Genomic DNA, 15,563 nt, shown 5'->3' on the forward strand with positions numbered 1-15,563 from the left:
TTGTTTTAATCGGCAACTAGCTATGTTGATAAATCCATTGACTGGTCTTTGCTAAAGATTTCTCCAAATCAGACTCTTGGATATTCCACTTTTGAATCAAAGTTTTTAGTTCAGAAACATTCAATGGTTCTGTTCGAATAAAATCCAGCATTTCTACAGACATTTCTAATTTCTGCGCCAGCCATTTCCATTTCAAAATCATTCTTAATAAATCTAACGAAACATATCGAGTTGGAGCTTTTTGACCCACTTGTGCAGCCATAATATTAAACATGTCTGCAAGCGTTAAACGTTGTTCATGAGCAACCAATAATTCAGATCGAGCTAAACGAGTTTCAGTCGCTGCATAACCTATTACTTTGACTAAATAATCAATACTAACCAAAGGCAAATAATGTTGTGGTGTTGCTGGAATTGCACTCATTTTCTTTCGCTTTAATAGACTAATCATGTGTGCAATCGGTTGATTAACTGGTATTTCCCCAGTGACTTCATCACTAATCACCGTTGCAGGATGAATAACGGTCCAGTCTAAACCCAAGCTTTGCGCTTGTTTAATCCACGCATAATGCGCTTCGATCTTAGAAGCTTCATATGTACCTAATTGCTGATAAACCCTTTGCCAATTGGTTTGTTCAGGTTGATCAATACAGACACCAGCTTGGCGTAAATGATCTTGTAATGTCAGCATATAACCAGACACATGTACCACACGTACTAGATCACAATGTTGATTTACACAGGTTAATAAATTCAAAGCACCTTCTACATTTACCTTTCGTCCTTCACGCATACTCAGATTCCATGCAAACAATGCACTTGCGTTATATAAGATATTGACTGTTGTAAGTTTCTCCCAGTCTTTTGAATTAATTGCCAGATCTTCTTGCGTAATGTCCCCTTGAATGAATCTAAGCTGATCAAATGCGATATTTTTATTTTTTAACCAGTTTTCCATATCTTTTTGCTGCTTTGCTCGATCACGAACAAGTGCGAAGACCTGATGGCCTTGACTAAGTAATTCAGCAATGAGGAAACGTCCAATAAAGCCTGTTGCTCCAGCCACTAAAGCGATCTGAAACTGATTAAATTGGGTTTGCTTATTCTCCATCTTTATAACTCCTATTTTTAAAGATAGGTATAGGCTAAAGGATGGAGTACACTCAAAGGTCAAGTAGTTTTTATCACAGACATATAATAATGGTGACCTCATGTTGATTGGAGAATTGGCAAAACAAGCTCAGTTAAGCAGAGATACGATTCGCTTCTATGAAAAAATAAAATTAATTCAATCTATTACACGAAATAATGGATATAAAGATTATCCCGAGCAAACACTGCAGCAATTACAATTGATTCGTACCGCTAAGCACCTAGGTTTTTCATTAAGCGAAATTCAACAAATTCTACAAATGACTGAACAAAATGAAATTCCAGCCCCCCAAGTTCAAAATATCTTTCAAGAAAAACTAAATATGATTGATCAAAAAATTGCACAGTTAAATCAAATTAAAAATATGCTCAATCGATTTACACAAGGCGAAGCCTGTCCCTTAAGAAGAGATTGTACAGTTCCCCAAATAGATTGATTCATTTCAACCCAATACCTAATCACATCGTTTTCATGCTGATGATCTCTGTCTTGAAAAACTTATAATTTAAAATACGATCACCCTTGTGACTGAATCATTAAGCTAAACCAGTTTTGTTCTCACAAGATCATTTTTGCCTCAATCATGATAAGGATTAAAACGTACCAAATGCTTAAAGCCACTTTGTACCACCATTGCTGTACGCGATTTTGGTCGAACAAGTGCTTCATGTTGGGTAAATTCAATCATCTGCTGATTAAAGTCCAAGCGCGGATATTGCGCATATAATTGTTGTCTAAATTGCGTAGAAAACTCGAAACCTCGACTTCCAATCACATCACAACTGGCTGCTTGTTGCAGTAAATGTGCTTCGATCCCTTCATGAACCGCAACATAAGGATTCATGTGCATACTGATCACATCAAATAATTGCTCAGCACGTGGTGCTTGCCATCCTTGCACTAAAGACCAATCCTTTGCAGCATAAGCCCCTTGTCCTGCAAAACAACGACAATTTTCATGATGCTGATAATGCAGTTCAGTCATCCCCAAGTCATGTAGTAAACACGAGACTGCCAATAACTCCTCATCATGGCTCAAGCCTTGTAACTTGGAAAATGCCACGGCGTAATACCATGTTCGTAAACAATGATTCTGCAAACTTACTGAACTACAGGATCGCATCTTTTCGGTCGCCTGTTTGACATCACCACTATCAGGCAAATGTAAATCCTCTACACTCAAAAACTGCCGAGCGTTCAGCTTAGAATGACCTGCTAACGCATACATCTTGATGCTTTGTTTAAGTACTGGGAATAGGCTATGACGTAATAAAGCCATCCGATCTTTTAAAGACAAATCACCTGAAGTTTGAGCCATCCATGCTTGTCGACCAATCTGCATTTTTATCCACCTATAAAATTAGAGTAATTACTCTAATTTTTAGTTTTACTGTAAATTTTTCTCCATGTCAAAGTGATCTGAGGTATTGTTCTTATAGAAGTTAAAGTAGTTTTTTTAAATGTTGCTCTAACCACTCGATAAAGTCTTGGAAATATTTTGGGCGATATTGTCGATCTGTCAGCAAAATATTTACTGGCGATTCCAAGCATGGAATATCTGAAAAAAGCCGCTGTAATTGTCCTTGCTCCACATAAGTTTTCGCATCGAATTCAGGGATCTGAATCAAGCCAAGGCCAGCTAAACCTGCTTGAATATAGGCTTCTGTATTTTCAACCAGTAAACGATAAGGCATGTTAATCCGATGATTTTGAAATGCTAATTCACTCCGTTCTCGATAATGTTTTGCCACATGGTAATCCACAGCAAAATGCCGTTCTAACGCATCAAAATGCTTCGGTTCACCATATTCCGCCAAATATTGTGGCGATGCCAAAGTCCAGATTTGCGTCTGTTTAATCGGTCGAATCAGTAAATATTCATCCTGAACCTGCCCAACTCGCACCACACAATCCAGTTGTTGTTCAATCAAATTTGAAAAATCATCGCTGCCATTAATCAACACTTTGACTTTAGGATAGCGTTGATAAAATGCGGATAGATGAGGAATCAACACTTGTGTTGCCAAGCGTTTCGGCATACCAATACTGATCTTGCCCTCTTGACTACGCACCTGTGTTTTAAAACGATTTAGCTCTTTAAGTTGGGCAACCAGACGTATTGCCTCCTCATAAAACAAACTGCCTTCATGTGTTAATGCAACTTTGCGTGTGGTTCGATAAAACAGTAATACTTCATATTCTTTTTCCAAAGCTTGAATCGCATAAGTCACATTTGAACGAGGCAAACCCAATTGCAGTGCAGCTTGGGCAAAAGATTGTTTCTCAGCCACCAGACAAAAAATCTTTAAACGCTCAATTTTATCCATTTTATTATTCAACTTTTTTGCACAATCAGTTCAATACTAACAACTATTTCAAACAAATAAATTCAATTAGGATGTTTTTTATGCAAAACAACATGAGGAATAAAGCAATGTCACAACATGATCTAAAAGGAAAAACGGTACTGATTACCGGCGGTGCAAAAAACTTAGGTGGATTAATTTCACGTAAATTTGCTGAACAAGGGGCAAATTTATTGATTCATTACAACAGTGCAGCAACGCAATCAGATGCAGAAGAAACCTTACAAACGGTACAAGCACTGGGGGTTAAAGCAATTTTGGTACAATCAGATTTATCTAATATCCAGAACATTGAAGACTTATTTGTAAAAGCCAAAACAGAGTTTGGCGGTGTAGATATTGCGATTAATACTGTCGGACGTGTACTCAAAAAACCGTATCTAGACACCACTGAACAAGAATTTGATGGCATGAATGACATCAACAATAAAATTGCCTATTTCTTTATTCAATCGGCTGGCCGCCATCTCAATCCAAATGGAAAAATCTGCACCATTGTCACCAGCTTACTTGCCGCTTATACAGGTCTTTATTCAACCTATGAAGGATTAAAAGCCCCTGTGGAACACTACACACGCGCTGCATCGAAAGAGTTTGGTGAACGCGGTATTTCTGTTACTGCTGTTGCTCCTGGCCCGATGGATACACCATTTTTCTACGGCCAAGAATCACCTGAAGCGGTGGCGTATCATAAGTCAGCATCAGCGTTGGGCGGTTTAACCAAGATCGAAGATATTGAACCCTTAGTCCGTTTCTTAGTCACTGATGGTTGGTGGATCACAGGGCAAACCATTTTCGCCAATGGTGGGTACACCACGCGTTAAGGCATTGGCAATGAAAACTGGGAGTATAATCTATATGCTCCCAAGCTTTTAATTTAACCAAAACACCAATCCATAAAAACATGCCAAACTCAAAATAATCGTCAACAAGGTATGACGGACTTTATACGCAATCAAAATCGTTAGAATCGTCGCCAGAAAATAAGGATTCAATAAAGTTTCACGAAATACACCATGTTCATCCATAAATACAATCGGTGTTGCAATAGCCGTCAATAAACACGGTGCGGAGTATTGCAAAGATTGTTGAAACCATTTGGGTAAACGCAAAGGCAGATTTGGTTCAAGCAAAATATAGCGATTCATAAACACCACCAATGCCAGAATAATCAGGACAAACCAAGTCATGCTTTACGCTCCCGAAAATTCTGTAAGCAGGTTGCTGTAAACATTCCAATCACCCCTGCCATAATCGCCGCACTTTTAAAGCCTAAACTTAGGAATACCACCGTTAAAGTGACTGACACGAGTACTCCAACCAAAGTATTTAAGTTTTTTATAAATGGAATCACGATTGCGATAAACGTCGCAACGATAGAAAAATCGAGATGATATTGGTCTAAATTGGGAACGGCAGAGGCTAGAAAGACTCCACAAATACTAAACAAGACCCAACACAAATAAAAGCAAAGCCCAGCACCAAGCAGATAATGAATATAATGCGGTTGCTTTTTAATACTCACTGCAAACAATTCATCCGTCAGCAAAAAGCCCAACATTAACCGATCTTTTAAAGGTTGCTTAGAAATATCTTCACGTAAATACAGTGCATATAAATAATGCTGCGTGGTAATCAGAAAAACGGAAATGATAATGGTGATTGCAGGTGTTCCTGCCATGACTAAACCTAAGGTCATCAATTGTGCAGCACCAGCAAAGACCAGTGCCGACATCCCAATAGCTTGTAACGTCGTAAGCCCCGCTTGAATCGCCATTGAACCTGCCAGCAAGCCCCACGGCAATACCGCAAAACACAATGGCAGTATCTTGATTGCGCCATTCAAAAATGCCCGTGATTCGGACATCTGCGTATCATCTATGCTTTCACCTAACATTTACATCACAACAGTTCATTAAAAACCTAGTAACTATGCCAAAAATCAACCGCTGGAGATTGCATAAAATTGCTATTTTTATTTGAGGTAAGCGATATAACCGCCCGGTGTAATTCCAAAAGTTTGACGAAAATGTCGACTAAAATGACTTTGATCCGAGAAACCACACTGCTGCGATACCTCGGATAAATTCAAACCTTGTCTTAATAATTTTTGTGACTTCTGTAAACGTGCTTGGATCAACCATGCATGCGGCGCAAGTCCGACATGCTTTTTGAATTGACGTAAGAAATGCCACTGACTCAAATTTGCTATTTCCGCCAATTCGATGAGTGAAAACTCTTGCTCAGGCATACTCGCCATTAAATCTTTAATATTTAGAATGCGCTGTTTGGCATTGCTCTGATCATTAGCTTGAGGCTTGGTTTGACTATATTTTGAGATTAGCCAAGCAATTGTCGATAAAAATAAAGTTTGTTTAAGCAGCTTATTATTCGGTTGTTCAAGTAAATCAAAGAGTAATCGGAGTTGCTGTGCTAAACCTTCATCGTGCAACACTGCTTCTCTAAACCACGGTGCAGTACCATGTATGGTAGTCAAATCACGTGTCAGCTCATGAAAAATTTCTGGTGTTGGATAGATCGCACGGTAACGCCAACCTGTTTTGACGGCTGATGAGCCGGTATGCACCTCATCTGCATTCACTAAAATAATATCGCCTTGTGGTGCAACATGATTACCGCCTGTGCGATAGAACCGTTGTGCCCCCTCTTCAATCACACCAATACAAAATCCTTCATGAACATGCCGAGAGAACTCCTGCTGAAAGTAACTGGCTTTCAACATTTCTAAACCACCGAGTTCTTCGAGGTGTAAGTAATCGACTTGTTCTCGAGGTCTACGTGACATCACGACCTCCTTTAGATTTTTGCATCAAATCAGGTTAACGTAATGGGATAAGATTTATAGAACAAAATTGCTGTTTTATCTTCCATTATCAATCTATCACTTTATCCGCCCAAACAAAAAACCTTCCCGAAGGAAGGTTTTGTAAGTGGGCTAAATTAGATTATTTAGATCCTTTAATGCCAGCTTGTAATAACAAGGCACCCAAACCACCAATTTTTTGCTCTTGCGGTTTTTCATTTTTTGGCTTGTTATGTTGTGGACGCTTAAAGTCACCGTCTTTACGTGGCGGACGTTGACCTTGTGGCTTACGTTCTGAACGTTCAGTACGCTCTTGCTGTGGACGCTGCTGCTGACGTGGTGCTTTAGCAGGCGCAGAACCTTCAGCACGCATACTCAAGTTCACACGATTACGTTCCACATCCACTTGCATCACACGGACTTGCACGATTTGACCTGGTTTCACCACTTTATGTGGATCAGAAACAAATTCATTCGCAAGTTCAGAGATATGTACTAAACCATCTTGATGTACACCCACATCCACGAATGCACCGAAGTTCGTCACATTGGTTACAACACCTTCAAGCTGCATTCCTTCAGTGAGTTGAGCAACTTCAGTAATGTCTTCACGGAACTTCGCAGTGCGGAATTCTGGACGAGGATCACGACCAGGTTTTTCCAATTCTGCTAAAACGTCTTGAATGGTTGGTAAACCGAATTTGTCATCAACAAACTCTTCTGCTTTCACTTGGCGAATGATTTCAGTATTGCCAATAATGTCTTTTACCGTGGTTGCTTTTGCTGCGACGATTTTTTCCACTAAACCATAACTTTCAGGGTGAACTGCTGACGCATCTAATGGTTCAGAACCATTTTGAACACGTAAGAAGCCTGCTGATTGTTCAAAAGTACGCTCACCTAAACGTGGTACTTTTTTCAAGGCTTGACGGTTATCAAAACGACCGTGCTCTTTGCGGTATTCAACGATTTGCTGAGCAATTGCTTTGTTCAAGCCTGCAATATACGCCAAAATCGCTGGTGACGCGGTATTCACATCAACACCGACCGCATTCACACAGTCTTCAACCACAGCATCCAATGTTTTTGCTAAACCTGTTTGATTCACATCATGCTGATATTGACCAACACCAATTGATTTAGGGTCAATTTTTACCAGCTCAGCCAATGGATCTTGTAAACGGCGCGCAATTGAAACCGCACCACGAATAGATACATCAAGTTCTGGAAGTTCTTGTGCAGCCAGTTCACTTGCAGAATAAACAGATGCCCCTGCTTCACTTACAGTGATACGTGTTAATTTCAGATCCGTATTTGCTGCCATCATTTCAGCAACAACAGCTTCGGTTTCACGGCTTGCTGTTCCATTACCAATCGCAATAAGTTCCACGTGGAACTCTCTGCATAAACGCGCGAGTTCTGTAATAGAACCTTCCTTGTCTTCTTTCGGTGCGAAAGGATAAATGGTGCTGTGTGCCAGAACATCACCCGCATCACTCACCACAGCAAGCTTCACGCCTGTACGAATACCAGGATCCACACCCAATGTCGTGCGGCTACCTGCTGGTGCAGAAAGTAACAAATGGCGTAAGTTTTCTGCAAATACATCCATCGCTTCAGCTTCAGCAGCCAAACGCTTATCCGTGAGTAATGAGTGCTCAATTTGTGGACGTACTTTACCCAGCCAGAATAGTTTTGCAGTTTGCTTCAAATAATCCTGACGGCTTTGTGGTTGAATCTGTTCAAGATTATACTCAGTCTCAATACGTGCTAATGGTGCATCATCTTCACCATCCACTTTTAAGCCTAAGACATTTTCTTGACGACCACGTAACATCGCCAATAAACGATGTGAAGGTACTTTGTTTAAGTTCTCTGAAAACTCAAAATAATCACGGAATTTCTTACCGACTTCTTTCTTCTCTTCAGAAGCCACTGCACTTTTCAAGACCGCAGTTTTAGCGAAGGTTTGTTTTAATTCAGTGGTCAACGCAATATTTTGCGCCCAATCGTCAATCAAGATATGTTGAATCGCATCCAGTTGGCTTTCAACATCTGGATAATCTGCATGGCTAAAACCAGCCAATGCTTCGGTTGGGTCAATTTGTTCAGCAATAATTTTTTCTGCGATCGGACCTAAACCCGCTTCTTTTGCTTTAAAAGATTTACTGGTGCGTTTTGGTCGATATGGCGCGTAAATTTCTTCTAATGCATTTTTGGTTTCTGCCGCATTAACACGTGCCAATAAATCATCACTTAATTTATCTTGTTCTGTTAAAGACTGAATCACTTTTTCACGACGTTCGTATAAATCACGCAAATACGTTAAACGTGTATCGAGTTGGCGCAATTGGGTATCGTCTAAGCCTTGCGTGACCTCTTTACGGTAACGTGCGATAAAAGGAACACTGGCGCCTTCATCAATTAAACGAATAGCAGCTTCTACTTGGTTTGGACGTACGGCAAGTTCATTTGCCAACTGCTGAACTATGTCAGTCATCGTGATTGATTCCACAAGGGTTAAGTCTAAAAGCACTGATTATAAAGTCCATGACCATAAAATCCACTATTGTTTTTTTAAAATATTGTGCACAGGCCCCATTCTTTTCTGAAAAAGCCTACAGTTTATGCTAATTCACCAATGTTTCTAAAATACTGTGCTTTTTTTGCCTATCTATTGAAAAATAGATTGATTGTCATAATTTTACCTGTATATATTTGGTATCTTTCTCTTGATTTTATTGGCAATATTTGTTGCTTTATAACATAGTCAAATCTGTGCAATGAATCGTATACTCGTGGGTCTACGGATACTTCATAATTGAATTATCAATACTTCATATAGCATTGCATAAAGACGATGACAATAAACGATAAAGGAGCACAGCATGAGTTTAGTTGTACCTGCCGAATCGACGGAAACTGTTCAGCATGAAACAGACCGCGTCGAACGCATTTTAGTGGTCGATGACGATGTGCGTTTGCGTACGCTTTTACAACGCTTCCTCGAAGACAAAGGTTTCGTCGTTAAAACTGCCCATGACGCAACACAAATGGATCGTTTGCTACAACGCGAATTATTCTCGCTGATTGTTCTTGATTTTATGTTACCTGTTGAAGATGGTCTCAGTATTTGCCGTCGTTTGCGCCAATCCAATATTGACACTCCGATCATCATGCTGACAGCACGTGGCAGCGACTCGGATCGTATTGCAGGCTTAGAAGCGGGTGCTGATGATTATTTACCAAAGCCATTTAACCCAAATGAGTTACTTGCACGTATCCGTGCGGTATTACGTCGCCAAGTTCGCGAAGTTCCAGGCGCACCGAGCCAACAAGTTGAAGTGGTCAGCTTTGGTCCGTGGGCACTTGATCTATCTACCCGTACCTTAACCCGTGAAGGTCAGGTCGTCACCTTAACCACAGGTGAATTTGCAGTATTAAAAGCATTGGTTCAGCATCCACGCGAACCCTTAACCCGTGATAAGTTAATGAACTTAGCCCGCGGTCGTGAATGGGGTGCCATGGAACGCTCAATTGACGTTCAGGTTTCTCGCTTACGCCGCTTAATTGAAGACAACCCTGCTCGTGCTCGCTACATCCAAACCGTTTGGGGTGTAGGCTATGTATTTGTTCCAGATGGTGCTGAATAAGTTCAGGAAATTTAGACGTTGAAACTTGAACCTATCGATCCACAAGAGTTTACTGATTTCGTGGCCTATTCAGAGCGGCCACGGACCAAATGGGAACGCTTTTTAGATAAAATCAAACCTCGTTCCGCAGCCATGCGTACCACGATCTTGGTACTGCTCATGGTTTTTTTCAGTCTTTTCATGTCGTTATGGTTCTTTTGGCGTACGCTCTATTTACCTGAATTACAGCAACATGCACGCTATCTCGCGATTGAACTTGAACTGGTTAACAATCCTGATATCCGTATCTTGCATCGTGATACCGAAGTCGATGTGGATACATGGCTTAAAAATCGCATTGGCATTGAATACATTACCGACCCCAAAGAGTTTCCTAAAGTTGAAGATAAGTTTTTAGCTGAACTATTTACCAACCAAATTGAGGAAAAACTTGCCAAAGAATTAGGTGTCGATGACGTTACCGTCTATTTTAAATTTAAACCGATTCCACGGATCTGGATTCAAACTCCAGAAATGAATGGCAACTGGGTACGCGAGCCATTAAAAACCTATGCCAACTACAGCGTTGAACTGATCGCAACGTGGCTATTTGGTGTGCCGATTCTTTCTTCGATTATTATCCTTATTTTGGTTCGTCAGATGAATCGTCCATTACGACGACTACAAAATGCGGCGAATACCTACAGTAAGACGGGCAAAGCCCCTTATTTAGATACCAATCACGGCCCACTGGAGATTCGTCAGGTCAATCAAGCCTTTAATCATATGGTGTATACGCTTGAGCAGACCGAACGTGATCGTCAAATCATGCTCGCAGGTATCTCACATGACTTACGTACACCACTAACACGTATCCGTCTCACCGCGGAAATGTTACCTGATGAGTTTCTGCGTGAAGGTCTGGTATACGATGTCGATGATATGGATGCGATCCTAAATCAATTCATCTCGTATATGCGTGATGGTTCAGATGAAGAACTCAGCGACACCAATATCAATACTTTATTACAAGAACTGGTGGTGCAATTCCAGCCTCTCGACATCCAGTTTGAAATGCAAGAATTGCCGATTATTCCTGCACGCAGCTTGTCATTAAAACGATTGATTGCAAATTTATTGAATAACGCTAAACGCTATGGCTCAGAACCAATTGAACTATCAGCAAGCCATGTTGATGACCATATTCTGATTACAGTTGCAGATCATGGCGAGGGTATTCCACCGGATCAAGTTGAAGAACTGATGCAACCTTTCGTTCGTGGTAATTCGGCACGAACAATCCAAGGCAGTGGACTCGGATTGGCAATCGTGAAACGAATTGTGGATATTCACCAAGGTCAGATCAATATTCGTAACCGTGAACAAGGTGGTTTAGAAGTCGTGATTTCATTACCGATCCCATCACCTGAATCAGATGAACCACAAAGTAATACCATTGATAAAATTAGACAAACACTAACAGGGCACTTTTAATCAGACAATTTTTGATCAAATATATTGTTACTCACCTTAGACCTTAGCCTAAATTCAATACACTTTTCACATTTTAGGTCTAAAATCCATTACTGATAAAAAGCAACATTGAGAATGGATGATGTCACTAAGTCGCATTCGCCTTCACAGTCTACATAACAAAGTTATGAGTGCTGATGAGGCTTCCAACTTTATTGAAAATGATATGACAGTTGGCATGAGCGGTTTTACGCGTGCAGGTGAGGCAAAAGCCGTTCCGCAAGCACTGGTCAATCGTGCCAAAAAAAATCCGTTAAAAATCACATTAATTACCGGTGCAAGTTTAGGCAACGATTTAGACAAGCAGTTGACTGAAGCAGGTGTATTGGCGCGTCGTATGCCATTCCAAGTGGATAGTACATTACGTCGTGCCATCAATCATGGTGAAGTCATGTTTGTCGACCAACACTTATCTGAAACTGTTGAACAGATGCGTAATCAACAGCTTAAACGTCCAGATATTGCCATCATCGAAGCGGTTGCGATTACTGAACAGGGACATATCGTTCCGACCACGTCTGTGGGTAATTCGGCAAGTTTTGCGATTTTTGCAGAAAAAGTAATTGTCGAAATCAATACCTCATTAAGTGAGAACTTTGAAGGCTTACACGATATTTATATCCCAACCTATCGTCCAACGCGTACACCAGTACCGCTAACCCAAGTCGATGATCGTATTGGCTCTACAGCAATCCCGATTGATCCCGCTAAAATTGTAGGAATTGTTTTCAATGATACGGCGGACTCTCCATCCACCGTGACTGCACCAGATGTAGAAACACAGGCGATTGCCAATCACCTAATTTCATTCTTTGAAAAAGAAGTTGAAGCGGGGCGTTTGACTAAAAATTTAGGGCCATTACAAGCTGGCATTGGTTCAATCGCCAATGCTGTGCTCACTGGTCTAAAAGACTCTCCGTTTGAAGATTTAGTCATGTACTCAGAAGTACTTCAAGACTGTACTTTTGAACTCATTGATGCAGGGAAAATCAAGTTTGCCTCAGGCAGCTCGATTACGCTTTCTGCAAAATGTGGCGAACGTGTTTTTGGTCATTTGGAACAATACAAAGACAAGTTGGTATTGCGCCCCCAAGAAATTTCAAACCATCCTGAAATCGTACGACGTTTAGGCATTATTGGGATCAATACTGCACTTGAGTTTGATATTTATGGAAACGTAAACTCAACACACGTTTGCGGCACAAAAATGATGAATGGAATTGGCGGTTCAGGCGATTTTGCACGTAATGCACACTTGGCTATTTTTGTGACCAAGTCCATTGCTAAAGGCGGTGATATTTCGTCAATTGTTCCAATGGCAAGCCACGTCGATCATTGTGAACATGATGTAGATATTTTAGTGACCGAGCAAGGATTAGCAGATTTGCGAGGCTTAGCACCACGTGAACGTGCTCGCGTGATTATCGATCATTGCGTACATCCACTGTATAAAGCAGCATTGAATGACTATTTTGATCGTGCTTGTGAGCGTGGCGGGCATACGCCTCATATTTTACGTGAAGCGCTGTCATGGCATGCCAACTTTGAAGAAACAGGTCATATGCTCAATGCTTCTCAAGTCGCTAAAACAGCTTAAAAACAACCTCTACACTAAAGAAGTCGCTACATAGCGACTTCTTTTGTATTTAGCGTTATTCGATAGCTTCACCATCGAAATCATCCAACAAAACCAACAAACTTAGAGTTTACTGCATCTATAAACAGATACACGCTTATAAAATCTCAACAATCCGATAACTTGCTTGAGCAATCGGCTTAAGTTGATCATGCATTTGATAAACCTTGACATCATAAATACCTATTTGCCATCCAGTTGGAGGCGCAGCACTTACCCAGTTCTGGGAAACATCTTGGGTAATCTTTCGTGGTGTAAACATCAACACTTCGCCAGTGTCACGGTTTAACCAACGAATAAATATTTGCTCATCTGCAGGAAACTTACCCAAGGTATCAAAATGCGCAAAAATGCTTTGATTTGAATGGACCTGACTTAAATCTTCAGAGATTTGCGGCATCACAGGGGTACGTCCTAACACTAAACGACCAGATAAAGTCTGTTGATCATTATGCGAACTCAATTCTTCTAAAGCCCGCTGAGCAAACAATTTTTTATTTTGGATCGCAGTGAAATCCTGTTTAGGAAAAGCTTTATTTAAATATTCATCGATTTGCTGTTCAGATGCATTTTCAATAATTTTAGACACTTGTTCGCGTTGTTGCTCTGACAAGGTCTTGATTGATGATGTTGCGCTGTTGGTTATCGGTGATGGCACTGAAGCGACGATTGCTTGTAAATCGTTAACGACCATCGATGGACTCTTTGCATGTTTATCGAGTGGCGCAGATGAAGGTACGATTTGCTTAAAATCAGCCACTAGATACCCTAGACCAAAGCCAATGACTAAGAACAAAATATATAAATACTTTTCCATGATGGACCCCAAAATTAAAGGTGAACGCATCACCTTTAATTTTCATCAATATATTTAATGAGTAAGTTAGCTACAGCTTACTTTAATGCCATTTAATATGACGCTACCCGCACTAAATGTTGCGCCTTCAGCAATTACTTTCTGTTTAGTATGACCTGTACCTGTTAGCATTTTCAATGCAGTTCCTGAACAGACACTGGTTTGTTGCCCGTTACCAATGGTTGCAATACATCCATTTTCAGTCGCTTTGACTGTGCCAGCTCCTGTAACACACTGCGCAGTAATTACTACACCCGGTGTTGAAGTCTCACAGGCGGTACAATCGTTATTATTTTCACACGCATTGGCAGCAGACTGCGATTTACAAACATAGGTCACCCCATTTTTAGTAATGGTTTTAGAGAAAGAAGAGTTAAAATCATCACCATCTCCTCCTCCACATGCCGTTAAAGCACCCAATAATAATGCAGCAGTCGCTAATTTGATTTTGGATAACATACTAAGACCTTTATCATTTTATCTAATTAAAAGTTTTGTTTGTTTGAGTTGTTGTACTCAAGTTTTTAATTCCGCACGCTTATTATTTTTTGAGTTCACATCGTTTCACATAAGCATACTCAGCGAAATACAAGCCGAAGATTAGCTCAAAGATACATGATTAATCAACAAAATAAATTAATCAAAGGGTTAAAAATCATTTTTCTAATTCAGTCAAAGCAATAAAAAAAGCCCCAAACTTTTGTTTGAGGCTTTTTGAATATGGTGGCGTGACCCAGGATCGAACTGGGGACACACGGATTTTCAATCCGTTGCTCTACCGACTGAGCTATCGCGCCAATGGCCTGTATTAAGCCGTATCTAGCCAAAATAGTCAATCAATATCATGAGCTTTTGATTTAAATGCTTATTTTTCAGACAAGCACTAGGCAAAAAAAAAATCCCTGATGGGATCAGGGATTGAAATTTGAATCTGTGGTGGCGTGACCCAGGATCGAACTGGGGACACACGGATTTTCAATCCGTTGCTCTACCGACTGAGCTATCGCGCCAAAGTGGGCGTATTAAACAATGTTTGTCAAAATCCGTCAAGTATATTTATGGATTTTTCGATTGAGCGCTTAATTTTACTGCAACCCATTATCCAAGCGATTTAAATTTTACCAATATGCGATAAGCAACGATGAATTGCACCACACCCTGGTTCAAACAATTTCACCCCTTGTTCTTCCTCTATACGACACACCTCTTCTACAAGGCGCTCAGCTACGCCACGGCCACGATTTGCAGGGTGCACCACCACATATTCCAAAACTCGGCTTTCACCTTGTCCTGTCACCCAAATTGCACCTATAATTTTGCTGTTAAATTCAGCGGTATAAACTGTGGTATATTGCTGTAGATTTTGTTCAAGTTGCTCCACAGCATCTTGCCCATCACCAAACTCTGGGCTGGTGTCATAAAGTCGCTCTAGCTGGGTGCGAATTCCTAGATTTTCTAGTGAACTGTAAGCATGTACGCTAATAGGCATTGATTAACCCTCCTGAGCAAACTATGATGCTGTCACTTTTTCGTCACAGCGAAACTATTGGTTTTTAATTCAAT

The 15,563-nt window shown here is 40.6% G+C and carries 15 protein-coding genes and 2 tRNA genes; 5 read left to right on the forward strand and 12 right to left on the reverse strand.

Features of this window, described 5'->3' with window-relative positions; translation table 11 throughout:
- Window positions 1–16 precede the first annotated feature (16 nt).
- Window positions 17–1,111 (reverse strand): SDR family oxidoreductase, encoded by a 1,095-nt coding sequence (locus AAC851_RS07970; RefSeq protein WP_340600729.1) that lies wholly within the window; start codon window positions 1,109–1,111, stop codon window positions 17–19.
- A 100-nt stretch (window positions 1,112–1,211) separates the two neighbouring features.
- Here AAC851_RS07970 and AAC851_RS07975 point away from each other — a divergent pair, with 100 nt between their 5' ends.
- Window positions 1,212–1,589 carry a MerR family DNA-binding protein gene (locus AAC851_RS07975; RefSeq protein WP_151211506.1) on the forward strand — a complete coding sequence of 126 codons (378 nt, stop codon included), beginning with the start codon at window positions 1,212–1,214 and terminating at the stop codon, window positions 1,587–1,589.
- 141 nt (window positions 1,590–1,730) lie between these two features.
- On the opposite strand, the gene AAC851_RS07980 is transcribed toward AAC851_RS07975, so the two are convergent.
- On the reverse strand, window positions 1,731–2,495 hold the full coding sequence (locus AAC851_RS07980; protein ID WP_340600730.1) for an HD domain-containing protein: 765 nt from the start codon (window positions 2,493–2,495) through the stop codon (window positions 1,731–1,733).
- Window positions 2,496–2,595: 100 nt separating this feature from the next.
- Window positions 2,596–3,480, reverse strand: coding sequence for a LysR family transcriptional regulator (locus tag AAC851_RS07985; RefSeq protein WP_075314513.1), 885 nt, complete (start codon window positions 3,478–3,480; stop codon window positions 2,596–2,598).
- Window positions 3,481–3,587: 107 nt separating this feature from the next.
- Here AAC851_RS07985 and AAC851_RS07990 point away from each other — a divergent pair, with 107 nt between their 5' ends.
- Complete coding sequence (locus tag AAC851_RS07990) at window positions 3,588–4,343, forward strand: SDR family oxidoreductase (RefSeq protein WP_075316482.1); 756 nt, start codon at window positions 3,588–3,590, stop codon at window positions 4,341–4,343.
- 48 nt (window positions 4,344–4,391) lie between these two features.
- Here the strand turns inward: AAC851_RS07990 and AAC851_RS07995 are convergent, their stop codons facing one another.
- The 4 genes from AAC851_RS07995 to AAC851_RS08010 form a co-directional block, all read right to left on the reverse strand.
- The gene (locus AAC851_RS07995) at window positions 4,392–4,709 is read right to left on the reverse strand and encodes an AzlD domain-containing protein (protein WP_005087073.1); all 318 of its coding nucleotides are present in this window, start codon (window positions 4,707–4,709) and stop codon (window positions 4,392–4,394) included.
- The gene (locus AAC851_RS08000; RefSeq protein WP_075314511.1) at window positions 4,706–5,416 is read right to left on the reverse strand and encodes an AzlC family ABC transporter permease; all 711 of its coding nucleotides are present in this window, start codon (window positions 5,414–5,416) and stop codon (window positions 4,706–4,708) included. The genes AAC851_RS07995 and AAC851_RS08000 overlap by 4 nt, the downstream gene beginning before the upstream one ends.
- Before the next feature lie 78 nt (window positions 5,417–5,494).
- Window positions 5,495–6,325, reverse strand: a complete 831-nt coding sequence (locus AAC851_RS08005) for an AraC family transcriptional regulator (RefSeq protein WP_160126824.1) — start codon at window positions 6,323–6,325, stop codon at window positions 5,495–5,497.
- A gap of 160 nt (window positions 6,326–6,485) precedes the next feature.
- Complete coding sequence (locus AAC851_RS08010; protein ID WP_340600732.1) at window positions 6,486–8,843, reverse strand: Tex family protein; 2,358 nt, start codon at window positions 8,841–8,843, stop codon at window positions 6,486–6,488.
- Window positions 8,844–9,231: 388 nt separating this feature from the next.
- On the opposite strand from AAC851_RS08010, the gene ompR reads away from it, so the two are divergent.
- The 3 genes from ompR to AAC851_RS08025 all read left to right on the forward strand — a co-directional run bounded on the left by ompR (window position 9,232) and on the right by AAC851_RS08025 (window position 13,105).
- A complete protein-coding gene (gene ompR, locus AAC851_RS08015) occupies window positions 9,232–9,996 on the forward strand; it encodes an osmolarity response regulator transcription factor OmpR (RefSeq protein WP_004641409.1) in 765 nt (254 codons plus the stop codon).
- Between the two features lie 18 nt (window positions 9,997–10,014).
- Window positions 10,015–11,469, forward strand: coding sequence for an ATP-binding protein (locus tag AAC851_RS08020; RefSeq protein WP_004641411.1), 1,455 nt, complete (start codon window positions 10,015–10,017; stop codon window positions 11,467–11,469).
- Between the two features lie 121 nt (window positions 11,470–11,590).
- Complete coding sequence (locus AAC851_RS08025) at window positions 11,591–13,105, forward strand: acetyl-CoA hydrolase/transferase family protein (RefSeq protein WP_340600733.1); 1,515 nt, start codon at window positions 11,591–11,593, stop codon at window positions 13,103–13,105.
- A gap of 136 nt (window positions 13,106–13,241) precedes the next feature.
- Here the strand turns inward: AAC851_RS08025 and AAC851_RS08030 are convergent, their stop codons facing one another.
- The 5 genes from AAC851_RS08030 to AAC851_RS08050 form a co-directional block, all read right to left on the reverse strand.
- Window positions 13,242–13,961: a hypothetical protein gene (locus AAC851_RS08030; protein WP_161409116.1), complete on the reverse strand. Its 720-nt coding sequence runs from the start codon at window positions 13,959–13,961 to the stop codon at window positions 13,242–13,244.
- A 66-nt stretch (window positions 13,962–14,027) separates the two neighbouring features.
- Complete coding sequence (locus AAC851_RS08035; protein ID WP_340600734.1) at window positions 14,028–14,459, reverse strand: hypothetical protein; 432 nt, start codon at window positions 14,457–14,459, stop codon at window positions 14,028–14,030.
- Window positions 14,460–14,721: 262 nt separating this feature from the next.
- A tRNA-Phe gene (locus tag AAC851_RS08040) sits at window positions 14,722–14,797 on the reverse strand.
- A 137-nt stretch (window positions 14,798–14,934) separates the two neighbouring features.
- Window positions 14,935–15,010 (reverse strand) — tRNA-Phe (locus AAC851_RS08045).
- Window positions 15,011–15,111: 101 nt separating this feature from the next.
- Window positions 15,112–15,489 (reverse strand): GNAT family N-acetyltransferase, encoded by a 378-nt coding sequence (locus AAC851_RS08050; RefSeq protein ID WP_125502257.1) that lies wholly within the window; start codon window positions 15,487–15,489, stop codon window positions 15,112–15,114.
- Between the last annotated feature and the right edge of the window lie 74 nt (window positions 15,490–15,563).

This window comes from Acinetobacter sp. HZNU-JH01 (assembly GCF_037996845.1).
GTDB classification, from domain to species: domain Bacteria; phylum Pseudomonadota; class Gammaproteobacteria; order Pseudomonadales; family Moraxellaceae; genus Acinetobacter; species Acinetobacter haemolyticus.